The sequence below is a fragment of the Acinetobacter sp. YH12151 genome, assembly GCF_013418355.1.
Classification (GTDB): domain Bacteria; phylum Pseudomonadota; class Gammaproteobacteria; order Pseudomonadales; family Moraxellaceae; genus Acinetobacter; species Acinetobacter pseudolwoffii.
In genome coordinates, this window is the sequence record NZ_VPCG01000002.1 from 38,071 (window position 1) to 56,277 (window position 18,207).

At 42.8% G+C, this 18,207-nt stretch carries 15 protein-coding genes and 1 pseudogene; 9 read left to right on the forward strand and 7 right to left on the reverse strand.

What is annotated here, in order from left to right:
- Window positions 1-29: 29 nt before the first annotated feature.
- From FTU82_RS01260 to uvrB, 4 genes are all read right to left on the reverse strand, one after another.
- A complete protein-coding gene (locus FTU82_RS01260) occupies window positions 30-1,487 on the reverse strand; it encodes a glyceraldehyde-3-phosphate dehydrogenase (RefSeq protein WP_180100957.1) in 1,458 nt (485 codons plus the stop codon).
- Between the two features lie 251 nt (window positions 1,488-1,738).
- Window positions 1,739-2,671: an EamA family transporter RarD gene (gene rarD / locus FTU82_RS01265; RefSeq protein ID WP_074383018.1), complete on the reverse strand. Its 933-nt coding sequence runs from the start codon at window positions 2,669-2,671 to the stop codon at window positions 1,739-1,741.
- Window positions 2,672-2,834: 163 nt separating this feature from the next.
- A complete protein-coding gene (locus FTU82_RS01270) occupies window positions 2,835-3,422 on the reverse strand; it encodes a lipocalin family protein (protein ID WP_100328754.1) in 588 nt (195 codons plus the stop codon).
- 145 nt (window positions 3,423-3,567) lie between these two features.
- Window positions 3,568-5,589, reverse strand: coding sequence for an excinuclease ABC subunit UvrB (gene uvrB, locus FTU82_RS01275; protein WP_005096439.1), 2,022 nt, complete (start codon window positions 5,587-5,589; stop codon window positions 3,568-3,570).
- 233 nt (window positions 5,590-5,822) lie between these two features.
- On the opposite strand from uvrB, the gene FTU82_RS01280 reads away from it, so the two are divergent.
- Window positions 5,823-6,611, forward strand: coding sequence for a hypothetical protein (locus tag FTU82_RS01280; RefSeq protein WP_180100958.1), 789 nt, complete (start codon window positions 5,823-5,825; stop codon window positions 6,609-6,611).
- Between the two features lie 295 nt (window positions 6,612-6,906).
- Here FTU82_RS01280 and FTU82_RS01285 read toward each other — a convergent pair whose 3' ends face one another.
- Window positions 6,907-7,086, reverse strand: coding sequence for a hypothetical protein (locus tag FTU82_RS01285; RefSeq protein WP_004646507.1), 180 nt, complete (start codon window positions 7,084-7,086; stop codon window positions 6,907-6,909).
- A gap of 451 nt (window positions 7,087-7,537) precedes the next feature.
- On the opposite strand from FTU82_RS01285, the gene FTU82_RS01290 reads away from it, so the two are divergent.
- The 5 genes and pseudogenes from FTU82_RS01290 to FTU82_RS01300 all read left to right on the forward strand — a co-directional run bounded on the left by FTU82_RS01290 (window position 7,538) and on the right by FTU82_RS01300 (window position 10,993).
- Complete coding sequence (locus tag FTU82_RS01290) at window positions 7,538-8,608, forward strand: OmpW family protein (RefSeq protein WP_074383021.1); 1,071 nt, start codon at window positions 7,538-7,540, stop codon at window positions 8,606-8,608.
- Window positions 8,609-8,762: 154 nt separating this feature from the next.
- Window positions 8,763-9,977: an MFS transporter gene (locus FTU82_RS01295; RefSeq protein WP_180085223.1), complete on the forward strand. Its 1,215-nt coding sequence runs from the start codon at window positions 8,763-8,765 to the stop codon at window positions 9,975-9,977.
- Entirely contained in the window at window positions 9,970-10,104 is a 135-nt protein-coding gene (locus tag FTU82_RS16080; protein WP_005096435.1) for a hypothetical protein, read from the forward strand. Before FTU82_RS01295 ends, FTU82_RS16080 begins: the two co-directional genes overlap by 8 nt.
- Before the next feature lie 163 nt (window positions 10,105-10,267).
- Window positions 10,268-10,363: pseudogene (locus FTU82_RS16085) on the forward strand (TauD/TfdA family dioxygenase); the annotation flags it as partial.
- Between the two features lie 300 nt (window positions 10,364-10,663).
- Entirely contained in the window at window positions 10,664-10,993 is a 330-nt protein-coding gene (locus FTU82_RS01300) for a four-helix bundle copper-binding protein (RefSeq protein ID WP_100534368.1), read from the forward strand.
- Between the two features lie 138 nt (window positions 10,994-11,131).
- Here the strand turns inward: FTU82_RS01300 and sthA are convergent, their stop codons facing one another.
- The gene (gene sthA / locus FTU82_RS01305) at window positions 11,132-12,547 is read right to left on the reverse strand and encodes a Si-specific NAD(P)(+) transhydrogenase (RefSeq protein WP_005096431.1); all 1,416 of its coding nucleotides are present in this window, start codon (window positions 12,545-12,547) and stop codon (window positions 11,132-11,134) included.
- A 213-nt stretch (window positions 12,548-12,760) separates the two neighbouring features.
- Between sthA and lipA the strand changes: the two genes are divergently transcribed.
- From lipA to FTU82_RS01320, 3 genes are all read left to right on the forward strand, one after another.
- Window positions 12,761-13,774, forward strand: a complete 1,014-nt coding sequence (gene lipA / locus FTU82_RS01310) for a lipoyl synthase (protein WP_005096430.1) — start codon at window positions 12,761-12,763, stop codon at window positions 13,772-13,774.
- A gap of 717 nt (window positions 13,775-14,491) precedes the next feature.
- On the forward strand, window positions 14,492-16,996 hold the full coding sequence (locus tag FTU82_RS01315; protein ID WP_180085221.1) for an acyl-CoA dehydrogenase: 2,505 nt from the start codon (window positions 14,492-14,494) through the stop codon (window positions 16,994-16,996).
- Window positions 16,997-17,165: 169 nt separating this feature from the next.
- Window positions 17,166-17,555, forward strand: coding sequence for a carboxymuconolactone decarboxylase family protein (locus tag FTU82_RS01320; protein WP_005096428.1), 390 nt, complete (start codon window positions 17,166-17,168; stop codon window positions 17,553-17,555).
- Between the two features lie 339 nt (window positions 17,556-17,894).
- Here FTU82_RS01320 and FTU82_RS01325 read toward each other — a convergent pair whose 3' ends face one another.
- Window positions 17,895-18,152: a hypothetical protein gene (locus FTU82_RS01325; protein WP_005096427.1), complete on the reverse strand. Its 258-nt coding sequence runs from the start codon at window positions 18,150-18,152 to the stop codon at window positions 17,895-17,897.
- Window positions 18,153-18,207: the final 55 nt, after the last annotated feature.

Genomic DNA, 18,207 nt, shown 5'->3' on the forward strand with positions numbered 1-18,207 from the left:
GAGACTCTTTTTTAAACTACATCAACAAATTATGCATTTGTTTCTGCAGGAACTTTAGGATAGCTTACGCCGCCCATTTGTTCAGCAATACGTAATACCTGGCAGCTATAACCCACTTCGTTATCGTACCAAACATAAGCAGTTAAACGGTTGCCTGAAGTGATTGTTGCTTGCGCGTCAAATACACCTGCAGTGCGTGAACCAATAAAGTCAGAAGAGACCACTTCAGTCGAGTTGGTATAACCGATTTGACCTTGAAGGATCGAACCGATTGAAATCTGACGAATATATTCGTTTACTTCATCACGATCAACGTCTTGACCTAAAGTCAGGTTAAGAATTGCAAGTGATACATTTGGCGTAGGAACACGTACAGAATTACCTGTCAATTTACCTTGAAGTGCTGGCAGCGCTTTAGCAACTGCTTTCGCTGCGCCAGTTTCAGTAATAACCATGTTCAATGTTGCAGCACGGCCACGACGGTCCGCTTTATGGTAGTTATCGATCAAGTTCTGGTCGTTTGTGAACGAGTGAACTGTTTCAACATGACCATTTAACACGGTGTATTTATCATGCAATACTTTCAGTGTTGGAGTAATTGCGTTAGTCGTACAGCTTGCAGCAGAGATGATGCTATCTTCAGCAAGGATGTCCGCCTGGTTCACACCGTAAACCACATTCTTCATGTCACCTTTACCAGGTGCAGTCAAAATAACACGAGCAGCGCCCGGGCATTTGAGGTGTTGAGCAAGACCTTCAGCATCACGCCATTTACCAGTGTTGTCGATCACAAGTGCATTGTTAATACCATATGCTGTGTAATCCACTTCAGAAGGATTAGACGCATAGATCACTTTAATGAAGTTACCGTTTGCAATAATTGCTTCGTTTTCTTCATCTACAGAAATCGTGCCTGCAAATGGGCCATGAATCGAGTCACGACGCAGTAGAGATGCACGTTTTTCCAAATCACCATCAGATGATTTACGAACCACGATTGCTTTCAGGCTAAGACCGCGACCCAGACCTGATTGACCAATCATCAAACGTGCCAGGATACGACCGATACGACCGAAACCATAAAGAACTACGTCTTTATGTTCTACAGCAGCAGCATTACCTTCTAGAGATTTAACAGCGTCTGCAACAAATGCATCGATGTCGCCGCCTTTTTCTTTAAATTCAACAGCAAGTTTACCTAGATCAACTTCAGCAGAACCGATGTTCTCAATTTTCGCCAACGCTTCAAGAATTGGGAATGTATTTACAACCGAAAGTTCAACATCGAGTACGCGAGTACGGCGGTGTGCTTTCAAGATCTGAATCACAGAACGGTTAATTAAAGAGCGACCATAAACTGTAGCTACAATATTTTTTTCACGATATAACTGACCAACAAGGGCAATCATGCGTTCCGCAAGTTCTTCACGGTTTTTCCAGCGACCTTGGTGCTCTGCATGTAGGGCAACGATAGTGTCTTTGCTCACAGATACGTCCTCTAATTAATTGTAAATCTAGGCATAAATTTCAAAACCCCATAATTGTAATGGAATTGGAGGCAACTTTGAATCAAAAGCTCACCGAGACGAGTGGTTTTTAACGTATATTCACTATAAATCTGGGAAATAGTTGCAATTAGCTAAATGATTTTGCATTCAAAAATTTTAAAAGCATGCGTTTTCCCGTACGGAGCAGAAATTTGTTAAATGTTGTTTATTCATTCGATCTCTTTTTAATTTTAAGAGTCTAGTCGATCCTGATAGTTTGCCAGATTTTTCTTAAGTGCTAATTGCTGTTTACGCTGCTTAAATAGATGCAGAATTCCTTCAATCACCAGCACCAATACGGCAAGCCAAATTGGAATATAAGTCAGCCACTCGCCAGCTTCCACACGCTCCCCCAAAGCCATCGAGGCAAAGGCCAACAGCACAGGTTCCAGATAACTCAACAATCCAAAGATCACAAAGGGTAAATATCGGCTGGCGAGAATATAGCTACCGAGTCCCAGTGCGCTCAAAAAACCCAATACCAATACTGCCCAGATTAAATGAGAATGATTTAACATGAGCTGCATCGAGTCGCTATAAATAAAACCCAGATAAAATGCAGCGGGCAAAATCAGAAATAGATCCCACCAGAAGCCCCCCAGATGATCCGTAGCAAATTTACGCCGCATGAAGAAATACAAAGGATAGGCCAAAGCCACATAGACCGTTTCCCATGCAATTGAACCAATTCGCCAGATCTCATGCCCCACACCCAATACCGCCAAAGCGACAGCGACCATCTGGAATGATGATAATTTCTCTTTATAGAGCATACAGCCGACCAGCACCATCACCAGAGGCAACAAAAAATAGCCGAGTGAGACTTCTAGGCCACGACCATTGATAGGGCCCCACAAGAACAGCCATAATTGTGTGGTACATAACAGGGAGCTGATCAGCAGCCAGATCAACAAGGCAGGTTGCTGCAAAACCCGCTTAAAGATACTGCTGATATGTTGCAGATCACCCGACCACCACATAAAGGCAGTTAAAAACGGAATTGTGGCCAGCATGCGCCAGGCAAAGGTCTGTTCACTATCTAAAGGCTGCAAGAAAGGCGTAAATACATAGAGCACCCCGAAAACCACCGAGGCCAATACAGATAACGCAATGCCTTTATACATAGTCAAACTCTACTTTCATTCGCCGGCATTATAACGATTAGTACACTAGAAAGCTTGATGCTTCATCTATTTAAAGTGAAATCACTACCCTACTTTGAAATATATTTTTGCTCATAAAAATAAAAAACCATGCCTAAGCATGGTTTCGATTAAGAAGATATTTCTATCTTTGCGTTTGTTTGGTATGAATCACATCACTCAGGTCATAACCCACAGACTGTGCATATTGCAAATATTCGTTTACAACATTTTTATCTAATTGCGGATTACGTGACAGTATCCACATGTATTTACGTTTAGGCTCACCGACCAGAACGGTTTGATAATTCTCATCCAGTTTTAAGACCCAATAATCGCCACGCCCGACCGGAATCCAGCGAATAAATTCGGGCAGGAAACTGACTTTTAATTTGGTATTTTGCGGTGGATCTTGCACAAATGCCTCACCCAAGGATTGGGTGGGCTGACCATCTTTTTTCATACAGCGGTTATCGACCACAATATTGCCATTTTCATTTAAGGTATAGGTTGCAGTGACATCACGATCGCATTTATTTTGAAAAGACAAAGGCTTGCGCGCCACTTCATACCAAGTCCCCAAATAACGGTCCAGTTCTACTTTTTCAACAGTGGCTAATGGCTCATTTTGCGCATAGGCCATCGTCGCCGCGCCAAAACCAAGAAGAACCGCACTACCCACAGCAATTTTTGCCAGCTTCAATCCATTACCTGAAGAATTTTGAGTTGTCATAAAAATACCTATTATATGTTCACAAAATATTTATTTAAAAATTTTCTGTTCTTACAATAGCCTTATCCAAGCACTTGATTTGTTACATTATGTTTGGTTTATGATTGACTTTAGGTCATCGAAATAAAACTTCATGTAAAAAAAATCAATCAAACATCTGGGCTTTTAAGCGCAAAATTTCATCACGCAGACGTGCAGCCTGCTCAAACTGTAACTCTTTAGAGGCTTTCAGCATTTCCTTTTCAAGCTTGTTAATATGCTTCGCAAACATTTTCGGGTCTGCCATGATATGTCGTTCATCTGCACTGATCGCGCGCGCCTGATCAGAAGCTTTCAATTCAATTGAATCATCATCCAATATTTCACCGGTATCGATTTCCTTGATTACCTGACGGACTGCGCTACGCGGAGTAATACCATGCTCTTCATTAAACTGAATCTGCTTGGCACGACGTCGATCTGTCTCATCAATGGCTTTTTGCATTGAGTCAGTTATTCGATCTGCATACAAAATCGCCCTCCCTTTCAGGTTACGCGCAGCACGCCCGATAGTCTGAATGAGAGAACGCTCAGAACGCAGGAAACCTTCTTTATCGGCATCCAGAATCGCAACCAGTGACACTTCCGGCATATCCAGACCTTCACGCAGCAGGTTAATCCCGACCAGCACATCGTGTACGCCAGTACGCAGCTCATGAATAATCTTGACGCGCTCAACGGTGTCGATATCCGAGTGTAAATAAGCGACCTTAATCCCGTACTCTTTTAAATAAGAGGTCAGGTCTTCTGCCATGCGCTTGGTCAAGGTGGTGACCAGTACCCGCTCATTGATATCTTTGCGCAGATTAATTTCTGAAAGTACATCATCGACTTGCGTCAGTACCGGACGAATTTCAATTTCAGGATCGATCAGACCGGTCGGACGTACCACCTGCTCGACAATCTGCTGCGATTTTTCCAGTTCATAACGTGCTGGCGTTGCGCTGACATAAACGGTGGTCGGGACAATGCGTTCCCATTCTTCAAATTTCATCGGGCGGTTATCTAGCGCGCTTGGCAAACGGAAGCCGTAATTCACCAGATTTTCTTTGCGCGAACGGTCGCCTTTATACATGGCACCAATTTGTGGCACAGTCACATGCGATTCATCAATAATCAGCAAGGCATCATCGGGAATATAATCGAACAAGGTTGGCGGCGCCTCGCCTGAAGGACGTCCAGACAAATGACGCGAGTAGTTTTCGATGCCATTGGTATAGCCCAACTGCTGCATCATTTCCAGATCATAACGGGTACGCTGTTCAATCCGCTGCGCTTCCAGCAATTTGTCATTTTCACGAAAGAACACCAGTCGTTCTTTGAGTTCTTCCCGAATGGTTTCAATCGCGCGGGATAAATTGTCTTTTGGCGTGACATAGTGACTTTTGGGATAAATCGTCACCCGCGGGACTTTGCGCACCATTTTTCCGGTCAGTGGATCAAACCAGCGGATGGAGTCGACTTCATCATCAAACAGTTCAATCCGGATGGCATCCTGATCCGATTCTGCCGGAAAAATATCGATAATTTCCCCACGAATACGATAAGTACCGCGCAGGAATTCCAGTTCATTACGCGAATACTGCATTTCGACCAGACGGCGGATAATGTCATCACGACCAATGCGGTCGCCTTCCACCACATGCAGCAACATGCTCATGTAGGCATTCGGATCACCCAAACCATAAATTGCAGAAACTGATGCGACAATAATTGCATCACGACGTTCTAATAATGATCGGGTCGCGGAAAGACGCATCTGGTCAATATGGTCATTAATTGCGGCATCTTTCTCGATAAAAGTATCTGAAGATGGCACATAAGCTTCCGGCTGATAATAATCATAATAACTGACAAAATACTCGACGGCGTTATTCGGGAAAAATGCTTTAAATTCGCCATAAAGCTGTGCAGCCAGCGTTTTGTTATGTGCCATGACAATGGTCGGACGCTGGGTCTGTGCAATTACATTGGCCATGGTATAAGTCTTACCCGACCCGGTAACGCCCAGTAAAAGCTGATCATGAAAGCCCTGTTCAATACCCTTGACCAGCTTTTCAATGGCCTGTGGCTGATCACCTGCGGGTTGATAACTGGTTACTAATTCAAAGGGTTGCTTATCAGTCACAGCTACATGTCTCAACTCGAATGCGGATCAGGAATTTTAGCAGATTTCAGACTTGCCGGAGCAGATTCCATAGCCAAAATACCGAAATCCAACAGATGATGACAGTCGAGAAATATGTTGAGAATTCTCATATTTAGTCAGTCTTTCAACATTCAGGCCATCCCTGCTTTTTACTTGACCCCAACCCCGATCAAAGGCAACATGAAGATCAGGATGGCCTCGAATAGACAATTATGACTTACCACTATTACGATGAAAATATTGTTAAATCCCTTCCGGAAAATACCGTGTTTGTTTTTGGCAGCAATCTGGCGGGTCAGCATAGCGCAGGCGCAGCAAGAACAGCGCTTGAGCATTTTGGTGCAGTCATGGGCGTCGGTCGTGGCTGGTCGGGTCAAAGCTATGCCATTCCAACCATGAACGAGCATTTGCAGCAAATGCCGCTGTCACAAATCCAGCACTATATCGATGACTTCAAGATTTACACCAAAAACCATTCTAAAAATAAATATTTTATTACGTCTTTAGGATGCGGGATCGCAGGTTATAAAGTCGAAGAAATTGCACCGATGTTTAAAGGCATTTCACGCAATGTCATTTTCCCGCAATCTTTCCGCCCTTTTGTGGAAAAGCCTCTACCCAAATTAAGCGCAAACTTCCTACATACGATTTTTCGCGATTCAGTCATTTTAAATCCTGCGACTGATGAGCTGATTGAAGAATTGCCATTGACCGAAAATGAAAAAAGTCTGGCGAGGATTATTTTAAATACCCAGATCTATCCGACCGACAGCAATGGGCGGGAACGGGTCTTCGAAATTGAAGATATCCTGCATAATCTAAATACCAAACTGGTCGATTTTCAGAGTCATTCCGAAGGTGCCATGCTGTTTGGGGGTGTGATTTTAGCGCTACTTGAGCTGTACAATATTAATGAAAAAGACTTTATTGATGTCTGGCAAGAACAGCGAGAAATTGCCCCACCAAAACCGGAAAATAAAGCACGTAAAAGCATTCGCTAATAACTTATCTCTCTAAAAGCCAATTTCTGAATTGGCTTTTTTTATGGGTATAAGATGTGCAAGGTCAATAGATCAACTAATTATTTTATTCTGCTTAGCGATGAGCTTTTTGAGATGCTGCATGTATTCGATCAAGATCATGCAAATGAGAAATGAGAAATGAGAAATGAGAAAAATCTGGCCAGGGTTTTATCTGCTCGAGAAATAAGGAAATAGATGAAATATTAATTGCTGAATATCTAAAAATTTACACAAAAAAAGCCATGACTCATCATAGCTTTTTGAGTTCGACCAATTAACGTTTACCCATTGAACGACGCGTACCGCGTGGTGGCATCCAGGTACGGTCAGCATAACGCTGTGGTCTTGGTCTTAAATCTTCCAGAACTTCTTCTGCAGCATTTTGCTCTGCCTGTTTGATCGGGAAAGGTAAATTAACCAGGGGCTTTTTTTTGGGAGGAGTTTGGGTGCTCATGTGATTCACTCAATAATATATGCAGCTATTGTACAAAAAAACTCAGTCAACTGGGTAGCAGGATCTTGGATAAATTCATATGCTCTTGTTTTGGAAATATAAAAAAATCATCCCATAATGGTAAATACCTAAAGCAACATAGCCTAAAATTCACCTAAACTCTCATTTATATCTTCAATGATAAAAATTCATAGGATTGAAATTTTAACTCCCTCAAGAGCAAATCTTCTTCATTTTTATAATTAAGTTAATAGGGTAAAAGTAGTGATTTTTACACCCTATCCATTCCTTAAAACTCAAGAGATATATACAAAAAATATACAGCAGTTACCAATATTAACCATCGCTTAACTTTTGACCTGTTGTTCTATAACTGAATTTTTTAATGAAATTCACATAATAAATTTACTAGAAAAACGAATAAACACAGTGGACATGGAGTTCCAAATCAATGAAAACAATGCTGGCATGTATGGCAGGCCTAGCCACTTTACCTATGGTTGCACATGCAGATTCACCTTATTTTAGTCTGCAGGATGGAGATGGCTTTAAGCGCTTTTCTGTATCAGTCGGTGCCTTGCATGTCATGCCGCAAGGTAAAGCACAGCCTGTTCGTGTCAATACTGCGATTAATGAAGGCTATCAATCTAAAGTTGGAGATATTCAGGCGCAAACCGTCATAGACAACCTTGACCCCGACCGCAAACCAAACCGTGTGGTTGAAGGATTAGTCAGACTAATTGGTGCATTTGGGGGTAAAGTATCTAGTGGCCTTTCTGGAGATTCCTACGTATATGGTCTTTCAGAATGGGATAATCCAGGAACAGGTCTGGAAGCCGATGATGTCACTACCTTAGGCATTATGTCCAACTACTATTTTACCGATAATATTTCGTTTGAAATGAAAGCCGGCATTCCTCCCAAGGTCGATATCAAGGGCAAAGGCACAATCTATGCGCCATTTGCCGCTGTGGCAACGCCATTAGGCGGGATTGCAGGTAATTTGAATCTTGCTAATGACATTAGAATTACAGATCTAGCCCAGTCTAGCAAAGCAGCAGAAGCACGTGCCTGGACCCCTGCTTTTGAATTCCAGTATCATTTTGGTAAAACCGGGGTCAATAAATTCAGACCTTATGTAGGGGTAGGCTTAATGTACGCTTATTTCAATGAGCTTGAAATGGATAAAGGCATTGAATCTGATCTCGTTGCTGCAGGTCATATGATCCAGAATATTATTAATCAGAATGCTGGTGCTTCCTTGGAAATGAAGGACAGTACTGGCAGAATGAAAGTGGATCTTGAGGCTACCGATGCCTTTGCTCCCGTAGCGACTGTGGGCTTCACTTATGATTTCAATGAGAAATGGTTTGCAGTTGGTTCAGTATCTTATGCCCATTTGAAAAATGAATCTAAAATTACAGTAATTAATGAAAATACCGGACAAACCCTGATTAGCTCAAAAGCTGATGTGGAAATCAATCCTATTCTGGCCTATGCAGGATTCGGGATGCGTTTCTAATTTCAAGATCAGGTTTTAGGAAAACGGCTTCGGCCGTTTTTTTAAGCTTAAAATATTGATAAAAAAAATTTATCTTTTGATTAATTTTTATTTTATCGCCTCCATAGCTTGAATCGAATACCATAAGCGCTTATTTCATCTGCATGCTCACCCTATGTCCGATACTCCATTTTCCAAAGCGCTTATTTTTATGCTGATTGGCTCCGCTATCATTCTGGCATTGTCATTGGGCGTACGTCATGCATTTGGTCTTTATCTGGTGCCGATGAGTGATGAATTTGGTTGGGGACATAATGTTTTTAGCTTGGCGATTGCCATGCAAAACCTGATCTGGGGTGCAGTTCAACCGATTACCGGGGCATTTGCCGATAAATATGGCAGCAAGATTGTGGTAGCTGTAGGCGGAGCCTTATATGCAATCGGTCTACTCTTGATGGCAGTTAGCTCGACCGGATTATTGCTTAATCTGAGTGTGGGTCTGATTCTGGGTCTAGCCCTGTCTGCCACCTCATTTCCGGTCTTATTGTCTGCGGTCGGGCGTGCTGCCCCACCAGAAAAGCGCAGTTTGGCGATGGGTATTGCCAGTGCGGCCGGGTCTTTTGGTCAGTTTATCATGCTACCTTCAACTCTTCTGCTATTACAGAATGTCGGCTGGTCAGCGGCGCTGGTGGTCAGTGCGATTTTGATTGCCCTGATTGTACCACTGGCCTGGATGCTGAAAGCACCAATGTATATTCATCCAAATGCAGCATCTACACCCAATAAAGTGTCCCTCAGTTTTAAACAGATTCTGCTGGTAGTGAAAAATCATAAACCCTTCTGGTTTCTGTCTATGGGCTTTTTTGTCTGCGGTTTCCAGGTGGTATTTATTGGCATTCACCTGCCGGGTTATCTGATTGATCACGGTTTTAATGCCACCACAGGGACTATTTTTCTGGCATTGGTGGGTCTATTTAATGTGGTCGGCACCTATACTGCAGGCTGGCTCGGGGGTAAATATTCCAAACCGCATTTGTTGATGGGTCTCTATGGCTTACGCGGGATCGCAATTACTGCCTTTCTCATGCTGCCACTGAGCACATGGACAGTCTATGCCTTTGGTGTCATTATGGGATTACTCTGGCTATCGACCGTTCCGCTCACCAACGGCATTGTGGCGAATATGTTCGGGGTGAAATACCTGACCATGCTCAGCGGTATCGTGTTTTTTACCCATCAGGTCGGCTCGTTTTTCGGTGGTTATCTTGGTGGAGTCAATCATGACTTGAGTGGTAATTATAATGCTGTCTGGATGCTGTCGATTGCCTTAAGCATTTTTGGCGTATTGGTACATTTCTGGGTCAATGAGGAGCAAATTGTGCATGACTGATTCTATGCTCATACTCAAAATCTCGATTGCTGTGGCGCTCTTGCTTTTATTTGCTCTGTCGGTGGCATTATGGATCCAGACACCGCAGCTGTTTGAATACTTTAATCAGGCCTTTTGTGCGCATTAAACTGCTGAAATTTACTCAGCTAAATAAACACAATTCACAGCACAATACCTTAAATGATTAATAATCAATAGAATAATAAAAATACAAGGTTATTTATAAACTTTCGATCATTACTTTTTTAATTTTGTTTCAATCGGCAATTTTCTTAGATGCTCATGAACAAGAAAATTCCGAGACTTTACATTCCAGTCGTCCTTTTCCAGCCGATCAGCACCATTTACTCAAACGGATCAGTCTTGCCGGTAGTCGCCTGTATTAATGAGAAACATCATAATAAAAAAAGGACGATCCAGCCTTCCAGAATAATTAGATCAGCGAGGTATACACTTTCACCATTGAGGAACTAACCACCTCAATGGTGTTTTATTTTTGGGATATTGCCAGTTCTGCTCGAGTGAATTTTATTTTTCAAGCTTGATGAATATAAGATTCTTTCGTATATCCTTTTACATAACCAAGTTATTCTTTACTTTTTCTCACCTAATTAACCTAGTGTGTTTTCCTTTTTCTGCTTAGCGTATTCAGTCATGAATATGTTTATCGCCTTAAGGAGAAAAAGATGAATACCAGTCATTTGTCAGATTGTGTTCAAACCTGTATGAGCTGCTCCCTCACCTGTACTGCTTGTGCAGCTGCCTGCTTAAAAGAAGAACATGTAGAAATGATGCGTGAATGCATCCAGCGTTGTCTGGATTGTGCCGATATTTGTCAGCTCTGCGCGCGTATGGAGCAGAAGCAATCGCCTTTTATGCAGGAAATCTGCGAGCTGTGTGCCAAGGCTTGTGATTATTGCGCAGAGGAATGCAGTCAGCACCAACATGAACATTGTCAGCAATGTGCAGAAGCCTGTCGCCGTTGTGCAGAAGAATGCCGAAAAATGGCTGCTTAAAAACCAAGTTAATCAACTTTATCTTCATCCGAATTGAATTGGTCAATGCTTTATCTTCTAGCTGATTTAAAGCATTTAAAACAAAAAACCCGCAAGCCTTCACTTACGGGTTTTTTAAATCCAAGGCAAACATCTCGCTTAGAATAAACGATTCATACCATTGAGTGTCGCTACACGGTAGGCTTCCGCCATGGTCGGATAGTTAAACGTGGTTTCCACAAAATACTTGATCGTATTGTTTGGACTGTTCATCACCGCCTGACCAATGTGGATAATTTCAGATGCATTATTACCGAAGCAATGTACACCCAAAACTTCCAGCGTTTCACGATGGAACAAAATCTTTAATTCGCCCATAGTGTCACCGGTAATTTGCGCACGCGCCAAATGACGGAACGAGGCCTGACCGACTTCATACGGAATTTTTTCTTCAGTCAACTGCTGCTCAGTTTTACCAATCGAAGAAATCTCGGGAATGGTATAAATTCCGGTTGGAATATCAGTAACGGGGGCAACGTCTGGCTCACCGCTCATATTGGCACCCGCGCAACGACCTTGGTCATAAGCAGCAGATGCAAGCGACGGCCAACCGATTACATCACCGGCAGCATAAATATTTTCAACTTCAGTCTGGTATTGATCATTTACCGTCAACTGACCACGGCTGTTTGGTTTCAGGCCAACATTTTCCAGCCCTAAACCATCGGTATTACCTGAACGGCCGTTACACCACAAAATTGCATCGGCTTTAATTTTTTTGCCGCTTTGCGTGTGCATCACCACATGATCATCAAATGTTTCTAAAAAGTCGATCTGTTCATTGTGACGAATCAGCACACCTTGCTCACGCAAGTGATAAGACAGCGCATCGGAAATTTCATCATCCAGATAGCTTAACAGTTTGTGCTGGGTATTGATTAAATCAACTTTATGCCCAAGACCAATGAAAATCGATGCATATTCACAGCCAATTACACCTGCGCCATAAATGATGATTTTCTGGATAGAAAAGTCCAGATCCAGAATTTTATCTGAATCAAATACACGTGGATGATTAAAATCAAGAATTTCTGGGCGATACGGACGCGAACCGCTGGCAATGACCAGTTGCTTAAACATCAAGGTTTCTTTAATGCCATCTGGACTAAATACAAAAATAGTATTTTGATCCTGAACATAGGCTCGACCATGATAGATATCGATCTTGTTACGGTCATAGAACCGTGAATGTGTATCTACTTGTTGTTGAATCACTTTATGCGCATGACGCAATACTTGCTTCATGGTGAACTGTTTCCAGTCCCCAACTTTCTGAAACAGTGGATCACGTTGATAACGGATAATACTGGATACCGTTTGACGCAATGCTTTACTTGGAATGGTACCTACATGGGTACAGTTACCACCTAGCTGTTCACGCATCTCAACGATTGCAACACGCTTACCAGATTTGGCAAGTTTCATTGCCGCGCCTTCGCCCGCAGGGCCCGAACCTAGAACTACCGCATCATATTTAACGAAAGTCCCACTAACGACCTCTTTTTTACGTGGCATTCAACGCTCCTCAAAATTAAAAAATTCACTTTAATCTACCTGCTTATTATGACGTAAATCCTGTTGATTTTGTGTATTTAACTCACATATATTGGTTGATGAGAACATTTTTTAAATGAATACCCCTTTTTGCCCTATTTATAGCTAAGTTCGTTATAATAAACGCGCTATCTTTGATCATCTCCCCCTTCAAAAACAGTGGAAAAGTTGAATATGTCTGAAAACCGTAAACCTGAACAGGGTGTCAAACTTCGTGGCGCAGAGAAAGTCGCTCGTATTCCTGTAAAAGTGATCCCTACGGTTGAAACACCACGTAAGCCGGACTGGATTCGCGTAAAGATGGCAGCGCCGGAAGAAGTACAACGGATTAAAACAACGCTTCGCGAGCAAAAACTACATACTGTCTGTGAAGAAGCAGCCTGTCCAAACCTGCCTGAATGTTTTGGTGGCGGTACCGCAACCTTTATGATTATGGGTGATATCTGTACCCGTCGCTGTCCATTTTGCGATGTAGCACATGGTCGGCCAAATGCCCTGGATGCAGATGAACCGCGCCACATGGCCGAAACCATTGCTAATCTTGGGTTGAAATATGCCGTGATTACCTCTGTAGACCGTGATGACTTACTCGATGGTGGTGCGCAGCATTTTGTCGATTGTATTAAAGAAGCACGTGCTTTAAGTCCAAAAACTTTGCTTGAAATTCTGGTACCGGACTTCCGTGGCCGTATGGATATTGCACTGCGCATCATGACCGAATGTCCACCCGATGTGTTTAATCATAATATTGAAACAGTACCGCGTTTATATAAGGCGATGCGTCCAGGTTCTGATTATCAGCACTCTTTAAACCTGTTAAAAATGTTTAAAGAATATTGCCCGGATATTCCAACCAAATGTGGCCTGATGGTCGGTATTGGTGAGACTGAAGAAGAAGTGCTTGCCTTACTTGACGATTTGCATGCACATGGCGTGGACTATGTGACGATTGGTCAGTATCTACAGCCTTCTAAAGAACATGCAGCGATTGATCGCTTTGTGACCCCTGAAGAATTCGAACGTTATACCGAACATGGCCAAAAACTGGGCTTCCGCAATATCTGGGCAGCACCCATGGTTCGTTCAAGCTACTTTGCCGATCGTCAATACTACGGCGAACCGGTTCCAGCAGTGCGTCGTAAAACTGACCCTGCCAAGAAAATTGCTGTTCAGGCCATTGAAGCTTAGTCCTGTTTAAACCAATGAAATAAAAGCCCTCTCAAGTAGAGTAATGCCAGTCAGTTAAGCAATTGACTGGCATTTTCTTTTTTAAATTCAGTATTATATTTGATAGATAGCAAAGTCATCCGCAACTATTTGAGGCATCAGGTGTATTGCACCGCAAGATTAAAAAAATGATGGTTTCCATGACAAATTTACTAGTGGATGGTGGCTGACGAGTTTTGCGGTGAGGGATCACAAGATGCCTTCCTTGCGAAGTTTCGCTTCTCATTTGGGCGAAACCAAAGTAACAAATGATTTACAAATATTTGATTTAAAAAGTTAAGACTCCATCTTGAACGACCTTGAACGACTAAGCAGTTAAAGAGTCTATTTCTAAATTCTTTAACTGATCAGCTTTACTCTCCAGTAGAGGGCTTTTTAATATCCATATTAAAATTTTACTGAGCGTTAAACCCCATTTTTTATTTTAGATAAAGATTAAGTCATTACTTATCTTCACATTTCTTTGCGCGTTCTCACTTGAAGATTGATCATTTTTCCAACAACCTCAAAATAGATGCAAGACTTAAACATATCGTTGCCATACTTAAAAAGATCATTCTCACAAATCCAATGCTAAACCTGTCTGATTCTCGAACGACTAAAAATGAATGAACGGTGGTGAAATATCCGAGAAATCCAGACAAAGCCAGTGTTGTATAAATCTGGAGAAATATAACAATGTCATTTATTTTCGCTGTGCTACTGCTATTACTGAGTTTATGGGCAGTTTTCTATTTTCAGCTCTCGCGTAGTGCAGGTGCAATCGTGCTGATGGTCGTGTCAGTGGTCTGTGCCTTTCTTAGTCCGTGGTCACTGATTCTTGGTATCCCGCTCATCCTGATCAGCCTCGTGGTGATAATCGACCCTTTGCGCATGTCGTTTATTTCCAGACCGGCCTATAAAGCACTGGCCAATGCCATGCCGAGCATCAGTCCGACAGAGCGTGAAGCACTCGACTCTGGAACCAGCTGGTGGGAAAAAGAACTGTTTATGGGTGCACCGAACTGGGAAACCTTTAATAGCTATCCTTATCCAAAACTCTCGCTAGAAGAACAGGCCTTTCTGGACAATGAAGTTGAAACCTTGTGCAGCATGCTGGATGAATGGGAAATTCACGAGCAGAAAGCGCTGCCTGATCATGTCTGGCAATATATTAAGAAGCATGGTTTTTTGGGCCTGATTATTCCCAAAGAATATGGTGGTCGCGCATTTAGTTCTTTTGCTCAAAGCCGGGTGATGAGCAAGATTTCCTCTCGCTCCCTCACCACGGCCGTGAGTTGCATGGTACCGAACTCTCTCGGCCCGGGTGAACTATTGCTGCATTATGGTACTGAGGAACAGAAAAACCGTTACCTGCCGGGCCTGGCGCGAGGTGAAGAAATTCCCTGTTTCGGCCTGACCAGTCCTGAAGCCGGCTCTGATGCAGGCGCTATTCCCGATACTGGCGTGGTCTGCTATGGCCAGTTTGAAGGTCAGGAAGTCCTAGGCTTGCGAATGAATTTTTCCAAACGCTGGATTACGCTGGCACCCATTGCAACCGTGGTAGGTCTAGCCTTTAAAATGTATGACCCGGATCATCTTTTGGGCGAACAGACTGAATATGGTATTACCTGTGCCCTGCTACCTGCCAGTCACGAAGGGGTGCAAGTAGGTCCTCGTCATAATCCCGGCCCACCATTCATGAATGGTACAGTTGAAGGTAAAGATGTATTTATTCCTCTGGACTGGATTATTGGTGGTGTAAAAAATGCCGGTAAGGGCTGGCGCATGCTGATGGAATGTCTGGCTGTGGGTCGTGGCATTTCCCTACCGGCACTGTCCACTTCTGCGGCAGAAATGACTTATTTAAATGTCGGGGCTTTTTCCCGAATCCGTCAACAATTTAAAATTTCAGTCGGCAAGTTTGAAGGTGTTCAGGAAGCCAATAGTGAAATTGCCAGTGATACCTATATGCTGGAAGCTTTCCGTTATCTGGTGACTTGTGGCCTTAATCAGGGCGGCAAGCCTGCTGTAATGACAGCGATTGCCAAATACTATGCCACGGAGGGAATGCGTAAGGTGGTGAATCACGGGATGGATGTGGTCGGTGGCCGCGCCATTCAGATGGGGCCACGTAATTTTCTGGCACCTTATTATCAAGCGATTCCAGTCTCCATTACCGTTGAAGGTGCAAATATTCTCAGTCGTTCCCTGATGATTTTCGGTCAGGGTTCAATGCGTTGCCATCCTTATCTCTATGAAGAATTACAACTCTTACAGGCTGAAGACCCGGCAGCAGCACTCAACCCTTTTGATCATTTACTGTTTAAACATCTGGGATATACCTTTAACCGTACCGCCCGTTCCTTTGCCTACGCATTTACGGGTGGTTCAAGTACAGCACCTCAAAGTGCGGTTGAGTTTACCCGACCTTATTACAAGGTCATTAACCGGCTGAGCGCCAACTTTGCCTTAACTGCAGACATGTGTCTGGGTTTACTGGCAGGCGATATCAAACGCAAAGAAATGCTGTCCGGACGTCTCGCCGATATTCATGCTCACCTGTTTATTGCCTCCTCTATTCTGAAGTATTTTGAGCATAGCAAAAAGACTGAAGCTGAACGTTTGCATGCACAGCTTGCAATAGAAAAGTCACTCTATACAGCGCAGGAAGCATTTTATGATTTATTTGCTAACTTCCCGGCCGGTGCAGCAGCAGGCATGGTCAAGCTGTTATGTTTCCCATTTGGCCGTCCTGTACACAAACCCTCAGACCAGCTTAAACAGCAGGTTGCAAATAGCATGATGGAAGATAACGCATTCCGTCAGGTATTGAAAAAGCATGTCTATTACAATACCCATGAAACTGATGTCACTGGACGCATGGAATCGACTTTCGCTTTGCTACTGGATATTGAACAGCTTTGGGATCGCTTTAAAAAAGCTGAAAACAAAGGTCAGTTTAAAGGTTTAAGCTTTGCCGAGCATGTGACAGATGCACAGCAACATGGCTTTATTAATGATAGAGAAGCAGAAAAACTGCTTCACTATAATGCACGTCGTTATGACAGCATGCTCACAGATGTCTTTGATCTGCATTTACAGGAAGTATTGGAGCTGGAGAACCCCCATATTCGTAAAGCAGATGCGACAGGAACCGATACTTCTGTTCAAACCGATCCTTTACACTCAACTTCGCCTTAAATCAAACTTTGACCAAAGGTGTCATAAATTCCAAAGTAGGATCGTAGTTGAATATTTCACTTTAGAACCTTTCCAAGTGGCTTTTTAGCCACTTTTTTACGACTATGGCACGATGGTATTTCGCATAAAAAGCACTAAGCTAGAGCTATAAGAAAATTGAGGGTAAACCATGTCACAACAAGATTATGAAAATGGCCTGAAAGTGCGTACTGATGTCATGGGCGAAAGCTTTGTCAAACGTGCACAGGAAAATACCGTGCCTTTTACCCAGCCTCTACAAGACTGGATTAATGAACATGCCTGGGGTTCAACCTGGCAACGTGAAGGTGTATTGCCACGTAAATATCGTTCTTTAATTACCATTGCTTTCCTTACGGCTCAAAAAAGCCCCACTGAACTAAAAGGCCATGTTCGGGGCGCTCTTAACAACGGTGCGACGGTTGAGGAAATTCAGGAAGTGTTACTCCATAGCCTGCCATATTGCGGTGCACCAGCAACTCAGGAGGCATTTCGGGCGGCACTTGAAGTGATCCAGGAATATCAGGTGAATGAGGAATAATTTGGTTGCAGATGAAATTGAGCCGTTTTAGAAATGAGCTCACAATTTAATTTTGCAGATGATTCATAAGTTACTTAGGCTAAATAAAGCTCAGCTGATTTTAGTTGCTTACCCTGATCTCAGCCTATCCGTCAAATGAATATGTACCGAGAAATTGTAGATTCTCGGTACATTACAATAATGATTCTAAAATAAAACTGATGGATTTTTTAGAGTTGAGCACCTACTTATAAAAACTCGCGCCTTTGATCACATACAGCCCGATCACTCATAAGATCAAATCAGACCGATCCAGTAAAATAGTGGCTCAAAATAAGCCTTAGTTAATGAAGATTCACACTAGAGCCAGTACACATTAAAGCTATAATAAAACTCCAGCACTTCAAAACGTACGTTATAGCCCAGTTCAGTCAACTCGGCTGATAAAGCCCGAATATCTTCCAAAGGCAAATGTTTGGGAAATACAGTAATGACTGCGGTATTGCCCTGTTTCGCATTTTCTTCAATTAACTTGGCTAGACGCGGCTTATAGACCTCAATATTTAAATTGGCCACATCTGATAAAACCTTGGCCTGATCCGCCGTCATAAAAGTCATTTTTTATTTTCTCTTTTGATGTAATTTCATCAAGTTAAATGATTTAAACCAAAAG

Bases quoted from the DNA above. Each gene is read 5' to 3' on its own strand.
- rarD (WP_074383018.1), bottom strand. From the start codon at position 2,671: ATGTATAAAGGCATTGCGTTATCTGTATTGGCCTCGGTGGTTTTCGGG.
- FTU82_RS01270 (WP_100328754.1), bottom strand. From the start codon at position 3,422: ATGACAACTCAAAATTCTTCAGGTAATGGATTGAAGCTGGCAAAAATT.
- FTU82_RS01280 (WP_180100958.1), top strand. From the start codon at position 5,823: ATGACTTACCACTATTACGATGAAAATATTGTTAAATCCCTTCCGGAA.
- FTU82_RS01285 (WP_004646507.1), bottom strand. From the start codon at position 7,086: ATGAGCACCCAAACTCCTCCCAAAAAAAAGCCCCTGGTTAATTTACCT.
- FTU82_RS01290 (WP_074383021.1), top strand. From the start codon at position 7,538: ATGAAAACAATGCTGGCATGTATGGCAGGCCTAGCCACTTTACCTATG.
- FTU82_RS01295 (WP_180085223.1), top strand. From the start codon at position 8,763: ATGTCCGATACTCCATTTTCCAAAGCGCTTATTTTTATGCTGATTGGC.
- FTU82_RS16080 (WP_005096435.1), top strand. From the start codon at position 9,970: ATGACTGATTCTATGCTCATACTCAAAATCTCGATTGCTGTGGCGCTC.
- FTU82_RS01300 (WP_100534368.1), top strand. From the start codon at position 10,664: ATGAATACCAGTCATTTGTCAGATTGTGTTCAAACCTGTATGAGCTGC.
- sthA (WP_005096431.1), bottom strand. From the start codon at position 12,547: ATGCCACGTAAAAAAGAGGTCGTTAGTGGGACTTTCGTTAAATATGAT.
- lipA (WP_005096430.1), top strand. From the start codon at position 12,761: ATGTCTGAAAACCGTAAACCTGAACAGGGTGTCAAACTTCGTGGCGCA.
- FTU82_RS01315 (WP_180085221.1), top strand. From the start codon at position 14,492: ATGTCATTTATTTTCGCTGTGCTACTGCTATTACTGAGTTTATGGGCA.
- FTU82_RS01320 (WP_005096428.1), top strand. From the start codon at position 17,166: ATGTCACAACAAGATTATGAAAATGGCCTGAAAGTGCGTACTGATGTC.
- FTU82_RS01325 (WP_005096427.1), bottom strand. From the start codon at position 18,152: ATGACTTTTATGACGGCGGATCAGGCCAAGGTTTTATCAGATGTGGCC.